This window comes from Paenibacillus sp. MAH-35 (assembly GCF_058135425.1).
Genome location: NZ_JBYUPU010000018.1, coordinates 58,986 through 84,553 on the forward strand (window position 1 = coordinate 58,986; position 25,568 = coordinate 84,553).

The window sequence follows — 25,568 nt, forward strand, 5'->3', positions numbered from 1 at the left end:
TCAAAATGGTTAGTTACCGCTAACTATCATTGATTATGAAAAATTAAGGGCTTAACGCCCTCACGAACAAATCGACACTGGATCTCATAAAATCTTGCTTGGACTTGGCAGTAAGCTCAGATTTGACAAACAACTGCGAAAGGAAAGCCCCGTAATTCATCCACATGAAAGTGATCGCTTGCATCTCCGCATCAGTTGAAACCATCTTGTTCTTTCTCTCCATGTCCTTGAAATAATTCGTCAACAACTCCAACAGTTTCCGAGGATGCTTCTGCGCCTTTTCGCGGATTTCAACCAATTCATGATCGCTCAATACAATAAGGAATAATTTTCGGTTACGCTCCATCAATTCATGATACATTTGGCTAATCATCAGCAAGTCCGATCTCAGGTCCCCGATCACGTTCTCGTTAAAAATGTGGGTCATCTCAATCGAATAATGATAATGGTCGACTGCTTTCTCCAGCAGGTTTTGCTTGCTGCCGAAATTACGGAACAAGGTCATCTCACTGACGCCTGCCGTTGCTGCAATCTCCTTCGTAGATACGCCTTTATAGCCTTTTTCAGCCATCAGATCTATGGCCGCGTTCATCAATTTGGTTCTTGTGTCCAAGACCAGCTTATTCTCCATCATTCTCATCCCAGCTCGATTTAATGAGTTATAGTTAGTGGTAACTAACATATTGTGTTTTTATAATAAGGGGATTCGGCTGTAATGTCAATATCTTCAAAAGCAACTTTAAAAGGGCTGACTTTCTGGACAGCTCCATTTTTCTGTATGTCCGCCATAATTGAAAGGGATAATCATGTCAACCAGATTCGGCGGAAAATTCAATCGAACATCTATATTTTGTTGCTCTTAAGAAAAACTTCTAAACGAAGTCTTTTCCACGACGAATGACCCTGCGTAAGAGGTAGTTTTTCTTTCGAGCAGAAGTATTCAGCTGCGCTGAAAACTTATACTTTCACTTTCATTACTTATAAAAAAACCGCTCATATGAGCGGTCTCAAAATACTTCACTTAACACGCGGAATCATTCTCCACGGCGAGTATCTACGGTCATTTTCCTTCCGGGCTTACCTCGCCAACGGTCCCGCCCTCCTGCTGTACGGTCAGGGCGCCCAACCTGCGCTTCGCGTTCACATATACCGGCATGTCGATCAGCTTGCCGTCCAGTTTAACCGATCCGCCCGAAGGCATGCTTTCGTACAAACGGACCGCATTGCGACACCACTCTAGTTCCTCCTTCGGTATCTGGTAGGCATCCCGGACCCATTCAATATGTCGCGGATGAATGATCATTTTCCCATAAAAGCCGACCTGCTTGCCAAGCTTCGCATCCTTTATGAACGATTCCTTGGCGTCAAGCAGCGGAAATACAGCGTCGATCGGCGGCTCTAGTCCCGCTACCCGCGACAGCAGTACGATTCGGCCCATCGCATACAGCCGCTCTTCGCCGCTTTCACTCCATCCCGCCCCGATATCGAGTGCGAAATCAACCGCGCCGAAGGCCACCTTGCCGATGCGATCACTAGCGGTGCCGATTTCTTCCATCTGCTGCACGCCTCGGGCCGACTCGATGAGCGGGATGAGCTCTGCAAGCGGGGCCGCTTCGTTCGCCGCCCGCAGCTCTTCCGCACCTTCGCACTTCGGAATCATCACTCCGACCACGCCACACTCGCGAACAAGCCGCATATCCTCGGCAAAATGCGGACTATTCGCCGGATTGCAGCGAATGACGAACGGCTTGTTCCGGCTGGCTTCTCTCCGCTTCTCCTCTAGGAAGGCGTAAGTCTGCTGGCGGGCGAAAGTCTTGTCGACGGCGGATACCCCGTCCTCCAGATCGATGATGACAACATCCGTATCACTGCCTGCCGCTTTCTCCAGCTTAATCCGGCTGTCGCCGGGTGTGAACAAATAAACCAAACTCATGACAAGCACTCCTTGACGAACCGTTTTGAAAGCCGGATTCAATGGGAAAAGGGGGGCTTACTTATTATGGTCACCATTATAGTCAACTACCGTTTGAGCTACCGTTCCGGCTCCTCTGTCGAGCCAGCCAGGATGGTAGCCGCGATACTCGCGTCCAACTTCTCGTAATCGTAATATCGGATCGCTTCATATAACTCCTTGCGGGTCATCATCCGCTCGAGTGCCCCCGCCTGGGTTCCCAGCTCCATAATTTCGCGAAACACAAGCTCGTAAGCTTTGGCTGCCACACGCAGCGATGTAACCGGAAACAGCACCATCCGGTATCCCCACGCTTCGAACTGCTGCACCGTATAGTACGGAGTACGACCGAATTCAGTCATATTGGCCAGCAACGGAACATGAATCGCGGCGCTGAACCGGCGGAATTCCTCTTCCGTCGCAAGCGCCTCGGGGAATATCGCGTCCGCTCCTGCAGCGACGTATCGCTGCGCCCGTGAGATCGCCGCGTCCATCCCTTCCACATCTTTTGCATCGGTGCGGGCGACGACAATTAGGGACGGGCACACCTCTTTGATGACGCGTATTTTTTGAATCATTTCTTCCGGCGTCACCAGCTTCTTTCCGTTCAAGTGTCCGCACTTTTTTGGCAAATCCTGATCCTCTAGCTGCACAGCGGCCACATTCGCCTCAACCATTTCCTTCGCGGTACGCGCCGCATTCAATACACCGCCGAATCCCGTATCAATATCCACAAGAAGCGGCAGACCAGTAGCGCGAACAAGCTCACGCGCCCGGTCCGCCAGCTCCGCCGAACCGACAACGCCTAGATCCGGTAATGCGCGGCTGGCTGTGTACGCCGCCCCGGACAAATACAACGCCTCAAATCCGGAGAGCTGTGCCATCCGCGCCGCCAACCCGTCGTGAGCGCCCGGCAGCTTTAATGCCGCGGGACCTTGAATGAGCGCCATAAAACGCTCGGCCAGTTCCCGCTGAGTTATGCCTCGTTCCATAAACCAAGTCAAGTCGTATCCCTCCTGACGAAAGACGGGCGTGACGGAATATGCCCGCACCCCCCGTCTTCCATTGCGATCATATTACGAATTGTTCCATGAAATGATGCGCCGGCATCGCATCCAGTCTCTCCGTATCGGCAAACATTCGAATGATGTCCTGCTGCTGCTTTTTCGGGAATCGGGTGGCAATGGCGCTTTCGAATTTTTCCACTAGCTTCGGCATGCCATCTTCCCGCCTTTCCCGATGGCCAATCGGATATTCGCACTCGACTTTTTCCGTACACGTCCCATCCCGGTAAAATACTTGCACCGCATTGGCAATCGACCGTTTATCCGGATCGAGGTAGTCGCGGCTGTATTGCGGGTTCTCGCTGACGACCATCTTCTCGCGAATCGCGTCGATACGCGGATCTGCGGCGATCTCGTCCTCATAATGGTCAGCGGTCAAATTGCCGAACAATAAGCCGATCGCGACCATATATTGCAGGCAGTGATCGCGGTCCGCCGGATTGTGCAGCGGCCCTTTCTTGTCGATGATTCGGATCGCCGACTCGTGTGTCGTCATCTCGATTCTGTCAATAAGATCCAGTCGGTCCTTCACTTCCCTATGTAAGCGGAAGGCGCACTCGACGGCCGTCTGCGCATGGAACTCAGCCGGGAAAGAAATTTTGAACAGAACCCGCTCCATGACGTAAGCGTCCATCTCACGGGCAAGCGTCAGAGTATTGCCCTTGAACAGCACATCCTGGAAGCCCCAGCCTTTCGCGGTCAGCGCGCTCGGATACCCCATCTCACCCTTCAGCGCCATGAGCGCGAGCCGCACCGCTCTGCTCGTAGCGTCGCCCGCCGCCCACGATTTCCGCGAGCCCGTATTGGGGGCATGCCGGTACGTGCGCAGGCTGGCATTGTCGATCCAGGCATTGGATAGCGCGTTGATGACCTCTTCCCGGGTTCCGCCCAGCAGGGCGGTTACAACGGCGGTCGACGCAATTTTCACAAACAGAACGTGATCGAGACCGACCCGGTTCATGCTATTCTCGAGCGCGAGCACGCCTTGAATTTCGTGAGCCTTGATCGTGGCCGTAAGCACATCCCGCACGGTAAGCGGCGCTTCTCCCCGGGCAGCACGCTGACGGCTGATATAGTCGGATACCGCGAGAATACTGCCGAGGTTATCCGACGGGTGCCCCCATTCCGCCGCCAGCCACGTATCGTTGTAATCGAGCCAGCGGATCATGCACCCGATATTGAACGCCGCATGGATCGGATCCAGCACATACTGCGTCCCGGGAACGCGCGCCCCGTTCGGAACGACGGTGCCCGGAACGATCGGTCCGAGGTGCTTGGCACATTCCGGATAACGCAACGCCAAGAAACCGCAGGCGAGCGTATCCATCAACACATAACGCGCGGTATTGTAAGCTTCCGTGCTCTTTATCCGTTTATCGAGGACGTAATCGGTGAGCCGGACTAGCAGTTCATCCGGCGTTCCGCGGAATTGCTTCGCAAATTCATGATGCATGTGCAACATGCTCCTTCCGTAGTAACTGATTCTCGATACCGGGCCAGCCGTATCGTCAGCATAGACCCGTTCATATCCACACTTTCATACACCGCACGCCTCATGGCGCGCGGTGTGGCGTTGCATGGCGACATTCGAACAGTTGCCGCTTCATTGTATAGTCGGACGCAATCCCCGCGGACCGCTATACAACACACGCGGACGAAACAGCCGGTTATTCGCATGCTGCTCCATGACATGAGCGCCGATTCCGACCGTTCGCGAGGCCAAGAAAATGGGCGTATACAGGTCGATCGGGATGCCGAGCATGTAATAGACTGGCGCGGCGTAATAGTCCAGGTTCGGATACAACCCCTTCTCCTCCCGCATGATCCGTTCGCCCAGATCGCACATCTCGTATAGCTCGCGACTGCCACGCTGCTCGGACAGAACGGCAAGCGCTTCCTTCATCATCAGCGCGCGCGGGTCCATTTTCTTCATGTACACACGATGACCGAAGCCCATTATCCGTTCCTTGGCGGCAAGCTTGCCCTTCATTAGCTTCTCCAACCCTTCCGGCGTTTTCGCTTCCTGCAGCATGTACATGACCGCTTCATTCGCCCCGCCATGTAGCGTTCCTTTGAGCGAAGCAACGGCGCCGGTCAGCGCTCCGTATAGATCGGAATGCGTTGAGGCGATCACTCGGGCGACGAACGTCGAGTTCGGCATCTCGTGCTCGCTGTACACGATTAGCGACTGGTCGAACGCACGCGCTTCCCGCTCATCAGGCAGCTTTCCTGTTAGCATGTACAGGAAGTTGGCGCTGTAGGACAACTCCTTTTTCGGCTCGATCGGAGCTTTACCCGTCTGCAGCCGGTACCCGTTAGCCACAAGGTTTGGCACTTTGGCCAGCAAGCGTAATGCTTTGCGGCGGTTTGCCTCCGGCGACCGGACACCTAGTTCCTCGTCGAAGGCAGCGAGAGCGGATATGCCCGTCCGCAAAATATCCATCGCTTCCTTGTGCGGCGCCGGGAAACTGACGATCGGCCATATTTCGTCCGGCAACTCCGCTTCCGCAGCCAGCTCCGCCTCCAGCTTCGACCGCTGTGCCGAATCGGGCAGAGTCCCGTCCAACAGCAGTCCGACGACATCGACATAGGTAACAGTCCGCGCTAACTCGATCAGATCGTAACCGCGGATGACGATTTGCTCGGCCGCCACATCCAGATACGAAATGGTAGTTTCACTGGCAATAATGCCCTCAAGTCCGGGGCGAAATTTTTCAGTCATCGACCTTCACTCCTCGTTATTTTTTTCGATTAACGGCATAAGCCGAAGTGACTGCCTTTTTTACACAACCCGCTCCGCATTCAGCCTTTCAAGCTCACTGCGGGACAGACCAAGCAAGCCGCCGAATATTTCCTCATTGTTCGCGCCGAGAGCAGGCGCAGCGAGGTAATTCGGCTTCTCACCCGTTATTTTGATCGGTGTCCCGATCATACTCACGTCCCCAAAGCCGGGATGGGCTACGTTAACTATCATGTCCCGCTCCCGCAGCAGAGGATGCTTCAACGCCTCATCGACAGTGTTCACCGGGGCGGCGGGCACTACGCCCTGCAGTTTTTCCAGCCAATATGCCGTCTTTTCCCGGGCGAAGATGGCGATCAACTCGGCCACGAGCGAATCTTTGTGCGCGAATCGGGACTCGAAGTTTACATATCTCGCATCCTCAGCCAGATGCGGGGCGCCAATCGCTTGGCTCAACGCCGGGAAAAACTTTTCTTTGTTGCACATAATGACGATGTGTCCGTCTTTCGTCGGAAACAGTTGGGACGGAACGAGGCTCGGATGAGCGGAGTGCGCCGTCTTTTGCGGAACGTATCCTTTGTTCAAATTCCAGATGGCCAAATAATTAAGCACCGACGCCGCCGTATCAAACAAGCTCACATCAATATCGCAGCCTTCGCCCTGCGACTTCGCCCGGAACAAGCCGACCATTAGTCCGAGCGCGGCCATCATGCCGGTAGAAAAATCGATCATTGAAACGCCGTACTTCTCTGGAGGGCTGGACGGTTCGCCGGTAAGTGACATATGACCGAGCATTGCCTGCAGCAAATAATCATAGGCAGGCTCCGCTCTCATCGAGCCGGTTGTGCCGAATCCGGACAGAGAGCATGTCACAATGCGCGGGTTGACGTCTTTCAACTGCTGGTACGTAAGCCCCAGCTTTGCCGGCACATCGCCTCGCAAATTGTTGAACACGGCGTCGGACTTGGCCGCCAACTGCCGAAACAGCGCTCGCCCGGTCTCTGATTTCAGATCGAGCGTGACGCTTTTCTTGTTCCTATTCAATGCCTGAAAATATAAGCTGTCGCCCTGCTCCGCATAGGGGATGACCGAACGCGATACGTCGCCGCCCGTATGCGGGTCCTCAATCTTGATCACTTCCGCGCCAAGGTCGGCCAGATGCAATGTCGCGTATGGTCCAGCGCCATATTGAGAGATGGACAACACACGAATGCCTTCCAACGGTTTCATGCCTTTATCCCCTTTCTCAGTCAACACGTCGGACGGATATGCGTATGCGGACGAATCGCAAATGTCCGTTTCGGCACCATCAATTTCCTGCGAAAGCGCAGCACATCTTCGTTCCGCTGGTTGCTTATAATCGTCTCGACGTAGACGACTCCGCGATCCTCCTTGCTTTTCGACTCCGATTTGCCCAATATTTCTGTTCTCGCATACAGTGTATCCCCGTGAAACGTAGGAAGCAGATGCGTCACGTTCTCGTATTCGAGGTTGGCGATTGCCGCCCCGCTTATATCGTTGACCGTCAAGCCGACGCCGATTGAGAAGACGAGCGTTCCATTGACGACGTTTTTCCCGAAACTCGTCTGTGAGGCATAATGCGTATCGATGTGCAGCGGATGCTGGTTCAGGCTGAGCAAACTGAACAGTAAATCGTCCGACTGAGTGATCGTACGGCCCGGCCAGTGATAGATGATATCTCCAAATTCGAAATCTTCGAATACCCTTCCGTATGGCGTATGTAGTTCTGCCATTCGTATTCTCCTCCCGTCTTGCTTATCCTGTATGCTTAAATAAGCTTCGCAGCGTCAACTATGCCCGCAACTCTAAGCAATATAGCTCGCCATCTGGTTGCGGTCATCCATACCCCGATCAACTATCCCTTATTTTCCATCACTTTTAAATAATGAACACAATATTGTATACATTAAATTAAATCTTTTTGCATACTTGGATATATTTATTTTTGAATCCCGACGATCAGCCATGGTCGCCTTCAGCAAGGCAAGAAGCCGAAGTTCTTGCAGTAACGAAAACGTTCGGCTTCATTGCTGAATTAGACTTCCGCTAATCCGCTACATTCAACTGCAGTGCGTCGATGCTTACGTAATAGTTCGACGAAGCGGGATTTCGCGTCCAAGCTGCCTCCACCCGGATCATATGCAGTCCCTCCTCCAAAGAATCGGACACGAACAGCTCTTGCTGATATTGGACGGTTGGATTGTACGTATCAATCGTCGTCTGGTAGACACCGTCGATATAAATATGCGCTTTCCCGTTATTAAAGCTGCGGCTGCCGAGTAGAACCGCCTTGGTCCCGTAAAACGGAATATCCGCATAGCTACCGGCTGACTGTGCGCGGCGTACGGTGCCTCCCCAGTAAGCGGTGTTGTCAAAGCTTTTCCAATCGCCTGTATAGGCAACGATCGCTTCATCATCATCCACGGATACCATTGCCGGATCTAATATCGAGATACCACTCGAGCCTTCGGATACATACCCCATCGTATCGATCGCATACACACGATACCGATCCGTAGCCAGCCCGGTCGTATCCAGCATGCCATATACGTTTGCCGTCACAACGGCCGAGCGCCCATTGGAAGACGCTGCGCCCGCCTCGATCGCCGGTTTCGTTGCTTCAGTCGCCGAAGGCACAAGATAAAGCGCACCATCTCTAGGGCTCGTCGCTGCAACCGTTTGTCCTGCGATCAATGGGCCGTTTGTTATACCGGTCAGCTGGTAAGGCAGTTCATCCTCGTGTAAGATTTGCACTGCATCTAATGTCACATAAGCATTCGCTGCGGCGCTCCGTTTCTCTCCGGTCGCTTCGATCACAATCGTATGAACGCCTTCAGCCAAAGTGTCGGTTTCATAGAGGACTTGCTGATAGCGGGTCGAGGAGCTGTATGTATCGATTTTCGTCTGGAACACTCCGTCCACGAATATATCAGCGTATCCGTTGCTTGTACTTGTCGTTCCGATCACTTTCGCCTCACTGCCGTAAAAGGAAACTCGCGCCTGGGAGCCTGCCGTGCCAGCCCGTTTTACCGTGCCGCCGGAATAGGCGCTGTTGGAATATTGCGTCCAGGCCCCCGTATAAACAATATCTTCATCCCCATCTTCCAATATAGACTTATCGATCGGGATCAACTGTACGGAAGCGCCGGATGATACGCCGTCGTGCGCATCGATCGAGAAGACGTGGTATCGTCCCGGCGATAAGCCCGTCGTGTCCAGCAAAACCGGAATTCCGGCGGCGATTCCGTAGACGGCGGTGCCGACTGTCGCGGCAATTGTTTCGATATAGGCCGGATTCGGCAAGGTCCCGGCCGGAACAAGGTACATATTGCCGTCCTTTGAGCTGGTCGCCCGGACAGGATCGCCGGCACCTGCCATTTCCGTTACTTCCGACAACACCGGTGGCAGTTCTTTCGGCAGCACTATAGAAACAGACATAGTTTGACCCGATTGGACATATACGGCATCGGACACGCCCTGTGCGTATTCCGCCTTCTTCGCTTTTACATGACGGACTCCTTTCGGCACATTAGACAAGATGAATTGTCCATTAGGATCCGTATGAGTTGCGATCGATGCGTAACCGCTCACGTTTACGGCCGCTCCACTGAGCGGTGCCCCATACGGGTCATATACCGTGCCGGTAACGTTGCCAGTTGGACCCGTATCCGGCACGGGTTCACCATCATAAGCCGCCGTTCCGGCGATGCGGAACGTATGCAAGCCCGTCCACTCCTTAGCCGGGTAATAGTTTTGCCTCGAGCTTCCGTCTTCGCGAATTTCGAAGCCCGGGTCCTGATCCGCCAGTACGATCTCTGTCTTGCCGCCGACTTGCCGAGTATCACTGACCTTGAACCCGCGTGTGCTTTCGTCGGGATGAGTGACGATTACATAGCTGCCGACAACATCATTGCCGACTTCTGTTTCCGTGACAAGCGCATCGTACGTATCCCCACTAACGCTCCTTTTTGTGCCTGTGATCGTTCCTGTAACGATACCCGGTCCGTTAATTTCCACATTTCCTTTCTTTAAAGATGTGCCGCCGGTCAGTTGCATCTCTGTCAGCGCGCCATCCACAAGTCGGATAAAGCCTAACTCGCCGCGCATCGCGATATCGCCGACCGTGAGCAGGCCCCCCGGATAACGCGGGTTGCTCAAGACGATATCGGTCGTGTTCCCGTAAGCGATCTGAATGATGACCGCCCCTGCTGGCGACTGATCCGGCACAAGCCGATCGACCGCCTCGACGCGGGTTGTTGCGGTCGCGCCATACGGCTCCAACAGCGTAACAAACGTGCTTGTCACATCGTTTCCGTCCCGGCGCAGCACAAGTTTCGGCATATTGTGGAGCGAAACGTCGACATTGTCGTCCTTCGAACTGCCGTTCAAGCGGGTTGAGCGGATCGATGGCGATCGTCCTAAATACAGTTCGTTCGAGCCGCTCTCCAGTAAACCGATTACGTTCAGCTTCGCCTTTTCCCCGATACCGTCGTACGTATCCAGCGTTACATTGTACTTGTCTCCCGACAGCACCGCTTGCTTCACGTCTTTAATGTAAATATAGCCGGGGTAATGTCCTTCTGCGCTGCCGCTATCACCTTGGTCTGTCGCTTCCGACGCCTCAACCCCAGGCGGTAGCAAGCGCGGTCCGTAATCGGCAAGCGTCATGTCGGTACGAAAATAGGAATCGACATTGGCGTCGCCCTGCAGCGTATATTCGTGCCGATCCCCTCCGGATACTCGGAACAAGTCAAGAACATAACCTTTTCCGCTGTCATCGGGAAACGAAATCAGCCACGGTTCTCGGCTATACTCGGTCGTCTCCGGATAAGCGCGCTTCTCTTCTGCCCGCATGACCTGAAACGAGCCGCTATCAGCCTGAACAAATTGCTCGATTCGTCCGCCATGCTTCGACTCGCTGTCGATCGTCATATTCCGGCTATTTACGACAACCGTATTATGTCCGATCGTCGAGACGGTGAAATATCGGTATTTCGAATGGGTATAGCCCAAGTCGGGCAATAACTCTTGGCCTTCCGCAAATAAATTCAGACTTAACGGATCGTAATGATTGTGCCCGTATTTCGGCGTAAATTGCATATACAGCTGCGTCTGATCGGCGTTTTCGCCTGACGTGAGACGCCCTATGCCTGCCGATGGCAGCAGCAGCGGACCTGCTTCCGGAATTGGCTGCGCTACCGACCCCGATGCCCACGTATCCTGGATCGGGAGCGTTTTGCCGTTCGGAAAGACCAAATTCTTGGAAAATTGCCGCGCTTTCTCAAGAATCGGAAATTCGCTGTACAAATCCAGATTGTCGAACCGCCTGCCTGTTCGCGGCGATACATATCCAACCGGATCGCTGTAGCCTTGCAGCAAGTTAATAGCGCTTATGAGCCCCGAGATAGCCTGATCATGATAGGAGGTCGTTACCTCGTACCAGGAACCATCCGACAAAAATCGTTGCCCGGCATAGTCGTTCATCCATTCCACAGCTTTATGAATGTATTCCGGCTGCCCAAGCGCTCGCCCTGCCTCAATCAGCCCTTGCCAAGTCGAGGCATCCATATTGCCGAGCGTTATCGGAAAGCTGAACACGTAATCCATGGAAGGGAGGAACATGTCTTCGATCAGCTTCTTCTCCACATCAATTCCGATTTCCGCTCCGAGCACTTGCAGCGCGTCGGTTTGCTTTACTCTGTTGTAAGCTTGCAGCAGCGGCCGCATATTGGACAGATCATTTAAATTCCAGCGTTCCCACATACCGCCCCAATAATTATACGGCGGACCGCTCGTTATATTCATCGGGATCGTGTACCAGGCTTCATCCGTCGTCGGCATATAGGTATCGTATGCCTGCGCGAACCGGTACAGCAGACGGGCGGCTCCCAGCGGGTCTCTTCGGGAGATGGTCTCCGTCTTCGTCAGCGCACTCTGACGCTGCAAATACCAGAGATGGGCGCTCATAAAATAACGTTTCCCCTGTCCGTCCTCGTAATATGGATAATTAACAGCAGTCCCATTGCGGCCGATGACGGTTAAGGAGTTCGTCTCCGGATACGCTCCACTCGGATAGGACATTCCAGTACGCTTGGAAATGATTCTCTGGCCATCTGCCGACAGCGTGTACTGTCCGTCCGGTGTTAATTGCGGCATTTCCGGCAGTCCGACATAGCGAAATCCGGGTTGATCCGGGATGAGCGTCATCACCGCTTCCACTTCCGCGGAAGCCGGCGCATACGTTACCTCGGTCGGGCCTCCGCCGGTCGGAATTGTATAGTCTAACGCGGCTGTCCCTGCTTCGATCAGTTGCTCCCGATCAAACGTAAAAATCGCCAGCAGGTTGTCGTTCGGGTTGCCGGAGCTTGCGGTAAGGCGCAACTGGTACATTCCGTCCCGCAGCGGCTCCGGGTGCTCGAATGTCAAAGAAACTAGCGAACTGTTCACCATGGCGTCAAGTTCGTTCAGCAGTTGCCAATCTGCATTCGGTTCTTTCCATTCGAGTACAAAATCATTCCGAGGCGATACAGGCTGCGCAAACGTCAACCTTTTTTGCGCAAAGTCGGTAAAATGCAGTTCCCAGCCATCCGGCTTCCACAAATCGCCTTGCGGAGCTTTCTTGAAAAAGACACTGCCGAGCCTCCCCTGGTCGACTACGTTGGCCGAGTATGCAATCGTATCGCCCGATCTGTCCATGAAGCGGGAATTGCGAATCGGGATCCAGGACGACATCGGCTTTGTATTGAAATTGTGGATATGAATAATATTTATTCTCCACTCATCGCCGACGGATACAAAGGGCAGGCCGAACGATGAAAACGGGATTGCTGCCTCAAGCGAAAATGTTCCAGCTCCAGCGTCCGCGAATGTTTCACTCGCGAAGCTGGTCAGGTCAATTCGCTGCGACGTTTCCGGCATATGGATTGTCCGGTACCATTCGGTCGTCAGTGCCCGGTTCGGTTGGATCGGTATGCCGGCTACGTAGTGGAGCGTGCCCGAGGAGCCTGGGCTCAAAACGATCTCCACTCTTGAAAGCGATTGTATTTCCTCCAGCGAAACAGTGCCTCCGATATACAGATTCGTATCGTCATAGGCCATTTTGTAAGCGATATCACCCGAGGCCGGCTCGTAGGAATAGGCGGTCCGAAAATCGTCGAGCGTCGCTGCATCGTTCCAGGCAGCATCGTTCAACTCTCCGTCCAGGGCGGGAGCCTGACTCCATTCTGGCAGGACAACCAGCTTGTTTGTATTGGCGTGCACAGGACCTTCCTCCTGAAAAGGCGATATAGACTCTGCTTGTACGGAAACGGGAAACGAGATACTCGATAGCAGCAAAACCCAGGCGGTCACCTTTGATATCCATCTGCGCATGCGTGTCATTCTCCCTCCATATACAGGCTGTCTTCCATTTACCAGGTCAAGAAGCGTAATGCGACAACCTCCCATTGCGGTAAGCACCGCATTCCATCATGCCGACTTGCTTACTTGCTCTTCTCCTGTTCGATCAGCTTCCGAATCCGTTCATCCGCTTCACGCAAAGATGTATTCACATCGGCTTGATTGCGGGCCACCTTTTGCAACTGCTCGGATATGATCGTCGCCTGACTGCTCTCGGAAATGTTGACAAGGCCACTGGCCCGGCGCGGAGGAAGATCAGCCGGAGGATAATAGTTAACCGCATTCATGTTTTTATTTTGAAACATCGGATTGTCTTTGCCTAGCGCGTCTTGAATCGCCTTGTTATTCAATGTCGTCGGCATTCCGTTCCGAGAATCGCGCATTTGCACCTCGTCGGACAACATTGCCGCTATGACCTGGAACGCCTCCTCCTTATGCTTGCTTTGCTGCGTGATGGACCAGTACGAGGGTCCTCGGATCGGCATTTTCTTTGGCGCATCCGGCATGTACGGAACGGAGACGATGTCCCATTTCACATTCTCCGGCAAGTTCAAATATACGTTGATTTGATTGATTTGCATGGCAACGTTTCCAGCCGCAAAGGCGTCTCGTTCCTTAACCCCATTCTCACCGATCGTATTGCTCGGGATATCATAGAAGCGCTTTAGATTGTTAAATATTTTCGTCCACACCTCTGGGGCGGACAGACCGTCTACTTTAGAATCAACGATCGGCAGCGAATATGGATTGTCCCGGGTGACATTGGCGATACTTGCGCTGAAGCCTCTGTATACTTGACCGCCATCGACACGTGTCATTTTTTTCGCCAATTCGTACAGCTCATCCCAGCTCATTCCATCCTTCGGGTACGGCACCCCGAATTTCTCAAACAAATCTTTGTTGTAATACAGCACGGTTGGCAAATAAGGGGATACCGGCAATCCGTAAATGGCGCCCGTATTGCCGCCGATATCAGTTATCTCATTGATGAACGCCGAGTTGAAGCGCTTCAAGTCGTACTTGTTCGTTTTGATCAGTTCGCGCAAATCGTACTCTAGATGCAAGTCGAAATAATTGGCCTTCATTACAGGCGGATCGTTGCGAATCAAATCGGGTATTTTGCCGGCCAGCGCCAAATCTTGAATCGTTTCCCCTTTCTCCCCTTTAATAAACTCGAACTTAATGTGCGGAAATTTCTCAGCCAGCATCTTGCCGAATCTTACACCAAAATCTTCATTGAAATTTCCCCCGTGAATGACCATCGTAAAAGGTTCCTTCGGTTTTTCCGCAGTCGCCTCCTTCGACGAAACTTCCGTGTCCGTTTTGCCGCAAGCGGACAGTGCCAATACTGTCAGTGCCAGCATACATGTGATGCCTTTTCTGTTCATCTTGAAATCCTCCTTGTCGTTTACTTATGACACCCTGTCTGTATGTTAACGGGATTGCAGCCCTCACTTATCGTAATGGCCTATTCGTTTGACCGGCAATGTTCATTCTGTGCAGCATGCTTATCTGAAAAAAAAGATAAAACGCAAAAAAAGAACATCGTTTCGACTAATGAAAAAAAGACCTTCATCCGGTAGGAGAGCGGAATAAAGGTCTTCGTTTGATTATATGGTTTTTGACCGGCGTCGCGAAGGCGAGTCGTCCGGCGTTAAGTTTTTGCCGGTCGCCTCCCCCGCTAGCTTTCGAAACATTCCCGGCGTAACGCCGGTCGTCTGTTTGAATATCCGATTAAAGTTTTGGACGGTTGTATACTGCAACCTTTGAGCAATTTCATTGATCGACAGCTCCGTATCGGCGAGCCATTCCTTGGCCTTATTCATCCGCAAATGGATCACATATTCCAAATAATTGATACCCATTTCTTCCTTGAACATACGGCTGAGCGACGTCGTTGAAACTTGCCCGATATCTGCCAGCCTTTGCAGAGAAATATCGGATTCGTAATGGGCATGTATATACGACAATACGGTAGGCATAACAGTACGCCGCCCTTCGGCAGGGAGCTCGGTTAAGCACGAGGCGACGGTCGAAAACAGTTCTTTCTCGAACCACTCCATCATTTCCTCGCGGGTTCGCAGCCGGCAAATATACTCCGATATATCGTATTCGAACAGTTCATCTATTTCGTCCCCCCGTTCCTTCAAGGACTGGCCGATTTCAGATGCAATCATCGAAAATACCCCCGCAGCCGCATCCGATTGACGCAAGGAGTTCGGAAGCGACTCAACCAGGCGGGATAAATGCTCCGTCGCCCCAGCGACGTCGTTTTGCATAAGACTTATTACTACCGACGTTTTCCATCTGGCCAGCATGCGAAGCGATTTGGGATCCGACCGTGCTAAGAAGGAAGAGTTGATCGTCGTCCGGTAACCTAACGTCCACCTGTATTTTAGGAATCCGACCGCCTCCTGGTAACATTCGGAAATGCCGGAACAGGTGTAACGGGGATTGCTCACCGCGACAGAAACCGGAACTTGTAAAGTGGTGCTCGCAAACGTTCGAACGTTGTCGCAGATCTCCAAAAAGTCGGTAAATGGCTTGCCACCCAGCTCGGCAACGCCAAATAACATCGCGACATGACCGGGCATTGCAACGGCATATGCCTGGTTTTCCAACGATTCGCAAGATCGTTCCGCAAATCGGTAAAGCTTCCGCATATATTGGGCACGTTCTTTATCGGTCCCCGTCATAGCAAAAAATGGTTCATGCTCGAACTGCGCCACGGCAATATAAAACCACCGTTCTTCCATAAACAGTTCAAACTCTTTCGCTGCAATATTCGTCTCCTCGCGCGTTGTGGCGCCAATCAACAAATGCTGCAAAATCAGTTCTTTCCTGTATGGCTTATGGTCGTTCAATTCCAGTTGAAGCCGCTCGTTGCGATTCTTCATGCTTTCCATCATCGTGTCGAGCACCCGCAGTATATCCTTATCCTTCCCTTGGGAAGCGGACGAGAACTTCTCCGCTAGCAGTTGAATGGGACGATATAAACTTCTGGAGACGATGGCAGCCGCGATCGTCCATACGAGAAGTATACCGACGATGATCGTACGGGTCAGAAGCAAAATGTTGTTCGCTTTCGCCGACAGCTCAGATACCGGGGTCAGCGCAATAAAAGTCCAGTCCATCACCAATGACGGAATTGTCGTTACATTATACGATACGGAGTCGATCTTGATCGTACCGGTATAAGGTTGGCCCCCTTCCCAGAACGGATATAACTCACCCGCCCGCTGCAGCCGCTCTCCAACACCGGGTACGTGCTGTTTCGCCACAATCTCGCCTTTATCATCAACGATCATCACCTTCCGGCCCTCGCCCAATTCCAATTTGTCCAGAAACTGACGAAGGCCGTCTTTGTTCATCTGAGCAATCAGAAAGCCAAGCGGATCCGTTGAATGAAGCGGAACGGCCCGTACAAAAAACATATCCTCCACATTCGGGTATGTATTCGGAGAAATATAAAACGAGCCGCCATATGCCACTTGTGCCGCGCGAACGATCGCGCTATAGGGATAGTCGATATCCCGTACTATTCCGTGTTGCGTGGAATACATCGCACTGTAACGTGTATAGTACAATGACATTTTCAGAGGGATCTGCTCATGCGCCAGCGCCCCCATCATCGTATCGATCATGCTCTGCGACAACTGCAGCTGGTCGGCCCCCATTCCGTTTATCAGCGATTGCTGGATTGCGCGGGATCCGGCAAGCTGCACGATTGTCCGATCGAATCCAAGCAGCATATCGTCTATTTGCTCACCCAGATGGCGCAATATAATACGATGATTGTTGTTGACTTCGTCCTGGATATTTTTCGTCATAAACCCGGATGCAATCGACCCGACTACAAAAACCGGGAGGACCCCCAAAAGAAGCAAGTAGAGCAGCAATTTCCTTTTAAATGTAAATCGATACAGCGGCTGCCGCCATTGTCTCCATCGGTTGTTCATCGGCCCCCTCCTCCACAAAAAAATATTGCATCAACAACTTAAACCGAAGATGGGCTATTTGATCGTTCCTGCGGACCGAATCTGTTCCTCATACGTCTTGTTCAATTCCATGCCCTTGTACTTGTATAAAATATCGTGCAAATATTGCGCCCAGTTCGCACTGGATTTGTCTTCTAACAATGCTTTAATTAAAAATTGCTGCTGCCGGTTTCGGAAATCGACAAGATCGAATACGGGAGGAGCGATTAACGGGGTTCCTATATTCGGGAGCAGCGGTAAAGACCGCAACATCGATTTGATCTCTTTATCGCGATCCGTCTCCAGCGGGTCTACAACCGTCAGTCCGAGCAGATCCGGCGTATTAGGCGTAAAAAAACTCCATATCCGCAAAAAGTCCAGCTTGTCGTCGTCACTTATGCTATTGCGAATGAGCATAATTTGGTTGCCATCACGCGTATAATGCGTTCCCTCCAAGCCGTAGTGCGTCAGCAGGAAACCTTCTTCTCCTGCTAGCCAATCCAATATTTGAATCGATTTTTTCGACTTCTCCGGGTTTTGCTCAGCTGTCGTTTTTGCGAATAAAAACGGACTGCCCGGGCTCGGTTCACTTCGCAGCGGCTTCCCGGGAAACATCGTGAACGGAACCCAGACCGCGTTTGGATTTAGTTGCCGGGTTCGCTGTTGCAGGCCATTGGAGTTGGAATCGAGTCCGGCTTCGAGCGAAGATTGCAATATGATACCTATTTTCCCTTGGATCGCCTTTTCGATATGCTGCGTCCCTCGATTCAGAAACCAGTCCGGATCGATCAAATCTTCATTCAGCACATTCCTTATATCGTCAATGACGTGTCCCATCTCCAAGCTTAACCCGCTTTCGATCCATCGACCGTACCCGACATGGCCGCCGTACGGAAAGCCGTTTTTGACATATTCCGGCCAATCGAACCCGATAGAATTTCCACCGGCGGAGAGAGAGAATCCGTACGTATCCTTTTTGCCGTTACCATCGGGGTCGTCATTGCGGAACGCTCGCAGAACGTTCAAATACTCCTCGTAAGAGTCGGGAATTGACAAGCCAAGCCGGTTCAGCCAATCGCGCCGAATATAATACGCACGGTACGACATTCGATCGTACGGAATCGGAGCTCGTACGAATTTCCCTTCCAGAATGCCGTATGCCATCAACTGGTCATTGCTGACCCAATACTTTAAATAGTTCGGCATCGTATCGCTGTTGATTAACGGGGACATATCGGCTAGCAGCCCGTCCCTCGCATATTGCTGGCCGCCGTCGCTTGTTTTGTCGTACCACATGTCCGGTGGCGAGAAAGCGAGCATTGCGTTTTGCTTATTGACGTAATCGAAGGTAGATATATTCAGAGTTAAGTCGACCTGAAACTTGCTCTCGATCGTGCGTAAAACAAAATCGTTTTCTTCACTCGGAAGCTGGATATCCGCAACCCCTGGAATGAGCCATGTCAGCGACATTCGTTCACCATTTGCCTGACTTTTATTTGACTGCCGTTTAGCGTCCATACTGCCAATGACTGAGCATGATGTGAGCATGATGCTAGTCAGCGCAACGCCGACAGCTCTTACATATCGGTTCATAGGTTCCACTCCCGATTTTAAGAACAACATTTATAAGCGCTTACAATTCGATGCGCCTACCGTCTCCCTCGTTTACTGCAAATACAAAGTCTTTCCCGCCTTGACGGCAGGAAAGACTTTAATACGCCGACACGGCTAAAGCCTATGCCAGCTTAAGCAGCAACTTCTGGACTTGCTGCACAAAAAGCTCTCCGGTCTCCGGCGTATTCCGGCTTAAATTACGCAGCGTCGGCTCGTATCCGCCTTGGTCATACGCCTCGCGTGTACAAACATAGCCCGTATTCGTTCCGTTACACAGTGTGTTGATGATCGTATGTTTGAAACCGGATTCGCGTTTGAGCTGCAGCCCGAACTCGGAGAAAATTTCGCCAGGTAAGCCGATCACCACAAGCTGGCCGATGCGAACGACCTGGACCTCCATCCGAGCCATACTCTCGGGATTATCCAGCACTTGCAGCAAACGGACGGCCAAATGGCGTTCCATTTCCGTTGCAGTTGGAGAAGCGAGCGAATCTCTCGCCTTCTCCACCTCTAGCGCCGTCGGCTTGCGCAGCTCGACCGAGAACAGACTGTTTACCGCTTCGATCGGAACCGACTCATCATAATCTTCCGAAAGTCGTATTTTCTCTCGTACCTTCATTACTTCTCCAGCCAATATTCGCCCCATCTTTCGGTAGTGGTCCGGGGCGACCGCCTTCGGCTTTGTATAATCGCAATGGTTAATATTCCCGCTCGCGCCTTGGATGAACAAACTGACCACATCACGACCTAATAATTGTTTCAGCGTTCGGCTCAGCTCTCCGGGATAATCGGCGCAAGCCTCAGTCCCTCCCACGGTATCGGGATGGCAGGCAAAGTTCGTCAATACGCCGATCGGCTGACCGTGCTCGTCGTCGATCCGGACTACAAGCACCTCCGGATCGACCGGTCCGGTGGGGCGGACTGTCTCGGGATGAACAAAACCCGGGTTTGTACGGACCGTGCCGTCCGCCATCCAAAACCGGCGATTAAAGGCGATTTCATTCTCGCTTCCGCTACCGAAGCCAATGCGGGCGGGACGGCGGTTCCTGTACGCGTCGATCGCCGTGTCCGCGGCTTGTTCCGCAAGACGAGCCAAATACGCATCATCCAAACCGGGCCAGATCGGAGGCCCGGTATGCGTATGTATTGCGGATACGAGAATACGTTCCGGCGGGATGGTCACTGTCCGGCGAATCCGTTCCCGAATCAGCTCCACCTCTCGGCTAAGTATGAACAAAGCATCAATGACGACAAAAACGACAACGGCTCCGTTCGATTCTATCGCAAGCGCTTTCACGTACAAGTCGTCTTTTAGTGCAGTCAGCCGCCGCTCCTTAAAATATCCGGGCATAACGCTGCCTGGAGAAGGTGTGATGACTTCTTCCTTCATTCCGCAGTATATCATAAAATCACCTTTTCACTCATCCATATTCCGGATTCCGGATGTTATCGATTGACCCTTCTTCTCCATCCCACGATCGTTACAGACGGGTCAACAGTTTGGCGAGCAATGCGGCCCGGACCGGCAGCCCATCGAGCTCAACATGCTCATATTCGGCGTGGGGTCCTTCTCCGACAGCGCCCAAGCCGTCCAACGTCGGGATGCCGAGAGCCGCTGCAAAATTGCCGTCGCTCCCGCCGCCGGCGGAGCCTTCCTTCAGCGATAGTCCAAGTTCCGCCCCGCAATGTGCGGCCAACTGGAACAGTCTCTCTGTATGCGCAGTCCGTTCCATCGGAGGTCGGGTGATGCCCCCTTCCACTTGCAACTGTATCCCGGGCAAGACAGGCGAGAGGCCCATCATCAGCTTATAGATCCGTTCCGCCTCTTCATAGTTAACAGTGCGCACGTCGACATCCAGCTCCGCAAGCTCAGCCACTACATTGTAGCACGTTCCGCCGCCGGCAACTCCAACGTTGATCGTCGTTCCTTTGGGATAATCGGTCAGCGAGTGCAAATAGACGATCTGACGCGCCATTTCTTCCAACGCGCTTACCCCGTCCTCATGATGATTGCCGGAATGGGCGGCTTTACCCCGTATACGAATAAAATATCTGCTCATGCTTTTACGCGACGTCTTCAGTGCTCCCGTTCGAGCGATTGACGGTTCGGGAACAAGCACGGCTTCGCTTCTCTTCGATTCCTGCTCGATCAGTTCCCGAGAGTAGTTGCTGCCAATCTCCTCGTCGCTCGTGCATAAAAACACAATTTTCTTAGCAGGCATCAACCCGGATTCTTTCAGCGCTTTCACCGCCCATATCGACTGTACGATTCCGCCCTTCATATCCAAAATACCGGGCCCGTAAGCCCTGTTGCCTTCAACCCGATATGTTAGACGGCCGGCTTGCCATACCGTATCGAAATGGGAGAGAATGAGCAGTTGCGAATCGCCTTCTCCATATGTAAACCGCATATTGTCGCCAACGACCGTCTGTGGAAACATGACTGCTTCGAGCCCGAGACGATCCCGGAACAATTTCTTAAGTTCTTCCCCACACAGGTCCGACAGCCGTTTGTCGAGCGACGGCGATTCCGCTTTGACCAAACGCTCCAGATCCGCCTCGATGTCACTTCGATTTGCTTGCAAATAGCCCCAAACTGGATCCATCTCAAACACTCCCAATACGGAATAAATTTGAACTCATGGCTTAAGAATTTCCTTGCTAACGGTATACTTCTCCACCGCTTTCCGATTCAGATCGTAACCGATGCCCGGCTTTGTCGGTACCGCGAGTGTTCCCGGTTTGCTAAAATCGATCGCCGGCTCAACGATATCTTCCTCGAAATGACGTTTGGATGTAGATGTGTCTCCGGGAATCGTAAAGTTGGGCATCGATGCGATGGCGATATTGTGCGCGCGTCCAACTCCCATCTCGAACATGCCGCCGCACCAGACGGGAATGCCATGTCGCGCGCATAGGTCGTGAATGTTTTTCGTATGCGTCAGTCCTCCTACTCGGCCAATCTTTAAGTTAATAATCCGGCAGCTGCCCAGTTCGATCGCTTTGCGCGCATCTTCAACGGAGTGTATGCTTTCGTCCAGACAGATCGGCGTAGAAAGCTCACGCTGCAGCGTCGCATGATCAACGATGTCGTCGTGGGCAAGCGGTTGTTCAATCATCATTAAGCCGTATTGGTCTAATTGCTTTAACAACGGAATGTGCTCAAGCGTGTAGGCCGAATTGGCATCCGCCATCAACGGAACGTCAGCCCCGAATCGAGTCCGGATCGCATCGATCAGCTCAATATCGAAGCCCGGCTTAATTTTCACTTTGATTTTTTTATACCCTTCCTCCAAAAAACGCGTGACATTGCGCAAAACGTGATCGACTGATGATTCGATTCCGATGCTTACGCCGACATCGATTTCCGAGCGCGTTCCGCCCAGCGCAGCGGACAACGAGATGCCCTGCGCCTTGCATAACAAATCCCACACCGCTCCTTCCAGTGCGGATATGGCCATATAGTTGCGACGAACCGATGCGAACAGCTGTGCCGTTTGCTCCGGTTTATCAATGTGCCGGCCAACCAATTGCGGAATGAGAAAATGCTTTAGTAAATAGATGACGGTATCGGTCATCTCTTCATTATAATAGGGAGTCGGCATGGCAACGCTTTCCGCGTAACCTGTCTCCCCTTCACTCGATACGCCGACGAGGATGCAATCCCGGAACGTAAACCGGCCAAAGCTTGTTTCGAAAGGCGCCTTCAACGGTACATTCAGTCTTCTAAGCTCTACTTGCTCGATTTTCATCGCAAGTCTCCCCTTCGCTATTTCGCCCGCAAAGTTCCCTTTGATACAAAGGGTTCCTGAAGCGTGCGTTTTCATCTCGATATTCAGTATACATCTTTGTATACAATTTTGGAAGAAAAAAGTCGACATCCACAAACCGATGTCTGACAAACTTACTTATTTTATAAAATACATTTGCAGCGTTTCTTTTACCATTTCCAGGCTTCTGCTGACATGAGCCACCATCGCACGCTCGGCTCCATCGGCGTCACCTGCACGAACGTAGGTCAATATTGTCCGGTGCTCCTCGACCGGAAGGTTGGCCGCATAATGCGGGTGCCTGTATCCTCCGATTCGTCTATATCGTTCAATCCGGCTTTTGAGCTGCTCCAGGAAACCGCTTGCCGTTTCAATCTGCGATAACTGGTAAAGCAAGTTGTGGAACGCGCTCCCGAGGCGCACAACTTCGACATGCTGATGGGAACCGGCAGCGGCTTCCATATGCTGCATCACTTCCTCCAGCTTGTCTAGGATTACTTCGTTCATATTCCGAGTCGCATGCCGGGTCAGCAGTCCTTCCAGAACAGCTCTTACCTGAAACAACTCCTCCGCTTCGGCGATCGTCAGTTTCGCAACTACGATTCGTCCGGTAGGCAGCTTCGTAACTAGCTTCTCTAGCTCCAGTCTGTGAAACGCTTCGCGCAGCGGCGTACGGCTTACCTCCAGCGATTTGGCCAACAGCTCCTCACTAAGGTGTTCGTTCGGCTCATATTCGAATTCTATGATTTTTCGCTTAATCTCGGTATATATCGCATCGCTTGCTTTTCTGCGTTTTGTCTGTTCCAATCTCCAATCGCTCCTTTATCCAGATAAGGTCTGTCTGAACACCGTGTTGTTTGATCCGTATAGACTTTGTGTACAATATTGCATTTTTACATTTTAAGTTGAAAAAGTCACCTCGTCAATCTCAGGCCCGCTTTTCATCTCGTTGTTGTACAAATGCAAAGCAGACCTCCGTTCGAGTTCATCGAACTCGAACGGAGGTCTGCTATTATATTCACTCATGATGATTATATTCCCAGCGTCAGTTGCTTGTATCACGTGTTTAAGCCGAACCGTGATACGTGCACCGCCTTAGACGGCAATTAATCTCCCGCTGTGAATCTACCGCTGTGCATGTGCAGATCATGGTTTTATTTTGCAGACGTCACAATATACTCGAATTTTCTAGATTATCCCTCTCCGAACGGTCGGGCTTCACCCATAGCAAGACGAATCGAGACGCACCGCTTCCCCTCGCTCCGCCGATTCATATACGCCGTCGATAATGTTCTGCACGATAAGTGCTTGCTCCAAGCTCGTGCTCGGCTGACGTCCTTCCAGTACGGCTTCGGCAAAGTCTGCAAATACCCGTCGATGGGCCGTGTTGAAGCTTTCCTGTCCTTCCCACAGCACCTGCTCGGTTATGCCTCCGTCCGCGTATTGATTCAGCACGACACGGGAATTCGACGGCACGACCGAAAATGTCAAAGTACCATCCGTACCGATCAGTTGGCACTCATGAATCCGATCTCCGACGTAATGTTCGCCTTGTTCGATCATCAGCACCGGGCCGTTCTTGAAGCTGATCAGCGCGGAGGTCAACGTTTCACCGTCCGAGCCTGCAGGCACGCGGTCGGCGAACGAATCCGCGATCGTCCACGTTCGGGCTAGGATCGTGTCCGGTTCGAGCCCCCACCCATTTATGCCAAGGAAATAGTCGAGCATATACGTACCGAGATTAGCCAAGTTGCCTCCGCCATTAACATCCTTGGAGAAACGCCATAACGGCGGCATCACTTCCGGCTTGGGCTTGGCGCTCGTATGCCAGCGGCAGCGCATAATCCGAAGCGTGCCGAGTTTCCCTTGCGCGAGTGTATCCGCCACTACCGCTGCAGAATCGAGCAGCCTGGTTCTGGAGGAAGCGCATCCCGCGATCAGGCTGCCTTTTTCTCGGATGAGTCTGCGGACCTCGTCGGAATTGCGGGCCACCGGCTTCTCGGTCAGCACATGCTTGCCGGCGCGAAAAGCCTGGACCGCAAGCTCGGTTCGCGCGATGGCCGGCAGCGCCAATACCACGGCATCGATGTTCGGATCGGCGAACATCGCCTCCGCATCCGTATAGACGGCGGTGATGCCGAACGTTTCCGCCGCTTTCTTGACGCTGTCCTCTACCGCATCCGCTACCGCGGCGGAATGAATAAACGGAATCGATTGTGCCGCCCGCAAATATACTTGGCCCATTACCCCGCAGCCGACATATCCGACATTCAACTTTTGTTTCACAGCTTCGTCGCCACCCCTTCCTTCCATGAAAGAAGCGTTTTGGCAATAATGCCGTGCAACGTAGCGGTCATATCGTGCCTCGTTTCGAACGACGCCTTCAGCAGTACAATCAGTCTTCTAAACTCCACTTGCTTGAATATCATCGCAAGTCTCCCCTTCGCTAATTCGCCCGCAAAGTTCCCTTTGGCATAAAGGGTGCCTGGAGCGTTTCGATTTCGATGTTCAGTATACATCTTTGTATACATATTGGAAAGGAAAAGTCGATGTCCACAACCGATGTCGGACTTATTGACTTATTTATAAATAACACTTTTTCAGCGTTTCTTTTACCGTTTCTAAGCTTGTGAGATCAACTCAATGTTATTTTAATTTCTCCTTTTGACAAAGAACAAAACCCACCAAACTAATAGATAAAAGTGAGCTATCAATAAATAAATGGCCCAGTTTGATCCTTGTTGTAGATGAACAACTAAATGTTCAAATTCGTTGTATCCGGCTGCTCTGTCAATGCTATTTATTACTCCAGTTATCGGAATAGAGACAGCATCAATAATTGTTATAATTGAATAACTTTTCATTGGATTAAGTCGATATAGTGCAGTTCCCAATGTGGCTAACAAAAATAAGTAACTCAACTTTCGCAGAGAGAAAATCGTCATGAACGCTTGATGGTATTGGATTGCTAAGCGATCAGATGCATAGCTTGTAAAATAGAAAAACACCGCTTCGTTTGGTAAAGTGAGAGTG

The 25,568-nt window shown here is 52.0% G+C and carries 17 protein-coding genes; all 17 read right to left on the reverse strand.

Annotated elements, in window-relative coordinates:
* Nucleotides 1–43: 43 nt before the first annotated feature.
* Nucleotides 44–631, reverse strand: coding sequence for a TetR/AcrR family transcriptional regulator (locus AC3Y2E_RS19425; protein ID WP_379213331.1), 588 nt, complete (start codon nt 629–631; stop codon nt 44–46).
* A gap of 429 nt (nt 632–1,060) precedes the next feature.
* The gene (locus tag AC3Y2E_RS19430) at nt 1,061–1,933 is read right to left on the reverse strand and encodes an HpcH/HpaI aldolase/citrate lyase family protein (RefSeq protein WP_379213227.1); all 873 of its coding nucleotides are present in this window, start codon (nt 1,931–1,933) and stop codon (nt 1,061–1,063) included.
* A gap of 98 nt (nt 1,934–2,031) precedes the next feature.
* Nucleotides 2,032–2,943 carry a methylisocitrate lyase gene (gene prpB / locus AC3Y2E_RS19435; RefSeq protein ID WP_379213333.1) on the reverse strand — a complete coding sequence of 304 codons (912 nt, stop codon included), beginning with the start codon at nt 2,941–2,943 and terminating at the stop codon, nt 2,032–2,034.
* Between the two features lie 79 nt (nt 2,944–3,022).
* Entirely contained in the window at nt 3,023–4,468 is a 1,446-nt protein-coding gene (locus AC3Y2E_RS19440; protein WP_379213229.1) for a bifunctional 2-methylcitrate dehydratase/aconitate hydratase, read from the reverse strand.
* Between the two features lie 150 nt (nt 4,469–4,618).
* Nucleotides 4,619–5,737 carry a citrate synthase gene (mmgD, locus tag AC3Y2E_RS19445; protein WP_379213231.1) on the reverse strand — a complete coding sequence of 373 codons (1,119 nt, stop codon included), beginning with the start codon at nt 5,735–5,737 and terminating at the stop codon, nt 4,619–4,621.
* A gap of 60 nt (nt 5,738–5,797) precedes the next feature.
* Nucleotides 5,798–6,985, reverse strand: a complete 1,188-nt coding sequence (locus tag AC3Y2E_RS19450) for a CaiB/BaiF CoA transferase family protein (RefSeq protein WP_379213233.1) — start codon at nt 6,983–6,985, stop codon at nt 5,798–5,800.
* 20 nt (nt 6,986–7,005) lie between these two features.
* Nucleotides 7,006–7,509, reverse strand: coding sequence for a MaoC family dehydratase (locus AC3Y2E_RS19455; protein WP_379213235.1), 504 nt, complete (start codon nt 7,507–7,509; stop codon nt 7,006–7,008).
* Between the two features lie 313 nt (nt 7,510–7,822).
* Complete coding sequence (locus AC3Y2E_RS19460; protein ID WP_379213237.1) at nt 7,823–13,036, reverse strand: carboxypeptidase regulatory-like domain-containing protein; 5,214 nt, start codon at nt 13,034–13,036, stop codon at nt 7,823–7,825.
* A gap of 221 nt (nt 13,037–13,257) precedes the next feature.
* Complete coding sequence (locus tag AC3Y2E_RS19465) at nt 13,258–14,562, reverse strand: ABC transporter substrate-binding protein (RefSeq protein ID WP_379213239.1); 1,305 nt, start codon at nt 14,560–14,562, stop codon at nt 13,258–13,260.
* 222 nt (nt 14,563–14,784) lie between these two features.
* Entirely contained in the window at nt 14,785–17,133 is a 2,349-nt protein-coding gene (locus tag AC3Y2E_RS19470; RefSeq protein WP_379213242.1) for a helix-turn-helix domain-containing protein, read from the reverse strand.
* A gap of 54 nt (nt 17,134–17,187) precedes the next feature.
* Entirely contained in the window at nt 17,188–18,621 is a 1,434-nt protein-coding gene (locus AC3Y2E_RS19475; protein WP_379213244.1) for a type 2 periplasmic-binding domain-containing protein, read from the reverse strand.
* A gap of 265 nt (nt 18,622–18,886) precedes the next feature.
* Nucleotides 18,887–20,170: a hypothetical protein gene (locus AC3Y2E_RS19480; protein WP_379213246.1), complete on the reverse strand. Its 1,284-nt coding sequence runs from the start codon at nt 20,168–20,170 to the stop codon at nt 18,887–18,889.
* Nucleotides 20,171–20,246: 76 nt separating this feature from the next.
* A complete protein-coding gene (locus AC3Y2E_RS19485) occupies nt 20,247–21,371 on the reverse strand; it encodes a M20 family metallopeptidase (RefSeq protein WP_379213248.1) in 1,125 nt (374 codons plus the stop codon).
* Nucleotides 21,372–21,404: 33 nt separating this feature from the next.
* Nucleotides 21,405–22,517, reverse strand: coding sequence for an o-succinylbenzoate synthase (gene menC, locus AC3Y2E_RS19490; RefSeq protein WP_379213250.1), 1,113 nt, complete (start codon nt 22,515–22,517; stop codon nt 21,405–21,407).
* A gap of 156 nt (nt 22,518–22,673) precedes the next feature.
* Entirely contained in the window at nt 22,674–23,342 is a 669-nt protein-coding gene (locus AC3Y2E_RS19495) for a GntR family transcriptional regulator (protein WP_379213252.1), read from the reverse strand.
* Between the two features lie 411 nt (nt 23,343–23,753).
* A complete protein-coding gene (locus tag AC3Y2E_RS19500; RefSeq protein ID WP_379213254.1) occupies nt 23,754–24,821 on the reverse strand; it encodes a Gfo/Idh/MocA family protein in 1,068 nt (355 codons plus the stop codon).
* A complete protein-coding gene (locus AC3Y2E_RS19505; RefSeq protein ID WP_379213256.1) occupies nt 24,818–24,964 on the reverse strand; it encodes a hypothetical protein in 147 nt (48 codons plus the stop codon). The genes AC3Y2E_RS19500 and AC3Y2E_RS19505 overlap by 4 nt, the downstream gene beginning before the upstream one ends.
* Nucleotides 24,965–25,568 lie beyond the last annotated feature (604 nt).

What these genes read in the sequence shown, in the direction of transcription:
- AC3Y2E_RS19425 (WP_379213331.1), bottom strand. Translation starts at nt 631, where the DNA reads ATGGAGAATAAGCTGGTCTTGGACACAAGAACCAAATTGATGAACGCG.
- AC3Y2E_RS19430 (WP_379213227.1), bottom strand. Translation starts at nt 1,933, where the DNA reads ATGAGTTTGGTTTATTTGTTCACACCCGGCGACAGCCGGATTAAGCTG.
- prpB (WP_379213333.1), bottom strand. Translation starts at nt 2,943, where the DNA reads ATGGAACGAGGCATAACTCAGCGGGAACTGGCCGAGCGTTTTATGGCG.
- AC3Y2E_RS19440 (WP_379213229.1), bottom strand. Translation starts at nt 4,468, where the DNA reads ATGCATCATGAATTTGCGAAGCAATTCCGCGGAACGCCGGATGAACTG.
- mmgD (WP_379213231.1), bottom strand. Translation starts at nt 5,737, where the DNA reads ATGACTGAAAAATTTCGCCCCGGACTTGAGGGCATTATTGCCAGTGAA.
- AC3Y2E_RS19450 (WP_379213233.1), bottom strand. Translation starts at nt 6,985, where the DNA reads ATGAAACCGTTGGAAGGCATTCGTGTGTTGTCCATCTCTCAATATGGC.
- AC3Y2E_RS19455 (WP_379213235.1), bottom strand. Translation starts at nt 7,509, where the DNA reads ATGGCAGAACTACATACGCCATACGGAAGGGTATTCGAAGATTTCGAA.
- AC3Y2E_RS19465 (WP_379213239.1), bottom strand. Translation starts at nt 14,562, where the DNA reads ATGAACAGAAAAGGCATCACATGTATGCTGGCACTGACAGTATTGGCA.
- AC3Y2E_RS19470 (WP_379213242.1), bottom strand. Translation starts at nt 17,133, where the DNA reads ATGAACAACCGATGGAGACAATGGCGGCAGCCGCTGTATCGATTTACA.
- AC3Y2E_RS19475 (WP_379213244.1), bottom strand. Translation starts at nt 18,621, where the DNA reads ATGTCGCTGACATGGCTCATTCCAGGGGTTGCGGATATCCAGCTTCCG.
- AC3Y2E_RS19480 (WP_379213246.1), bottom strand. Translation starts at nt 20,170, where the DNA reads ATGATATACTGCGGAATGAAGGAAGAAGTCATCACACCTTCTCCAGGC.
- AC3Y2E_RS19485 (WP_379213248.1), bottom strand. Translation starts at nt 21,371, where the DNA reads ATGGATCCAGTTTGGGGCTATTTGCAAGCAAATCGAAGTGACATCGAG.
- menC (WP_379213250.1), bottom strand. Translation starts at nt 22,517, where the DNA reads ATGAAAATCGAGCAAGTAGAGCTTAGAAGACTGAATGTACCGTTGAAG.
- AC3Y2E_RS19505 (WP_379213256.1), bottom strand. Translation starts at nt 24,964, where the DNA reads ATGATATTCAAGCAAGTGGAGTTTAGAAGACTGATTGTACTGCTGAAG.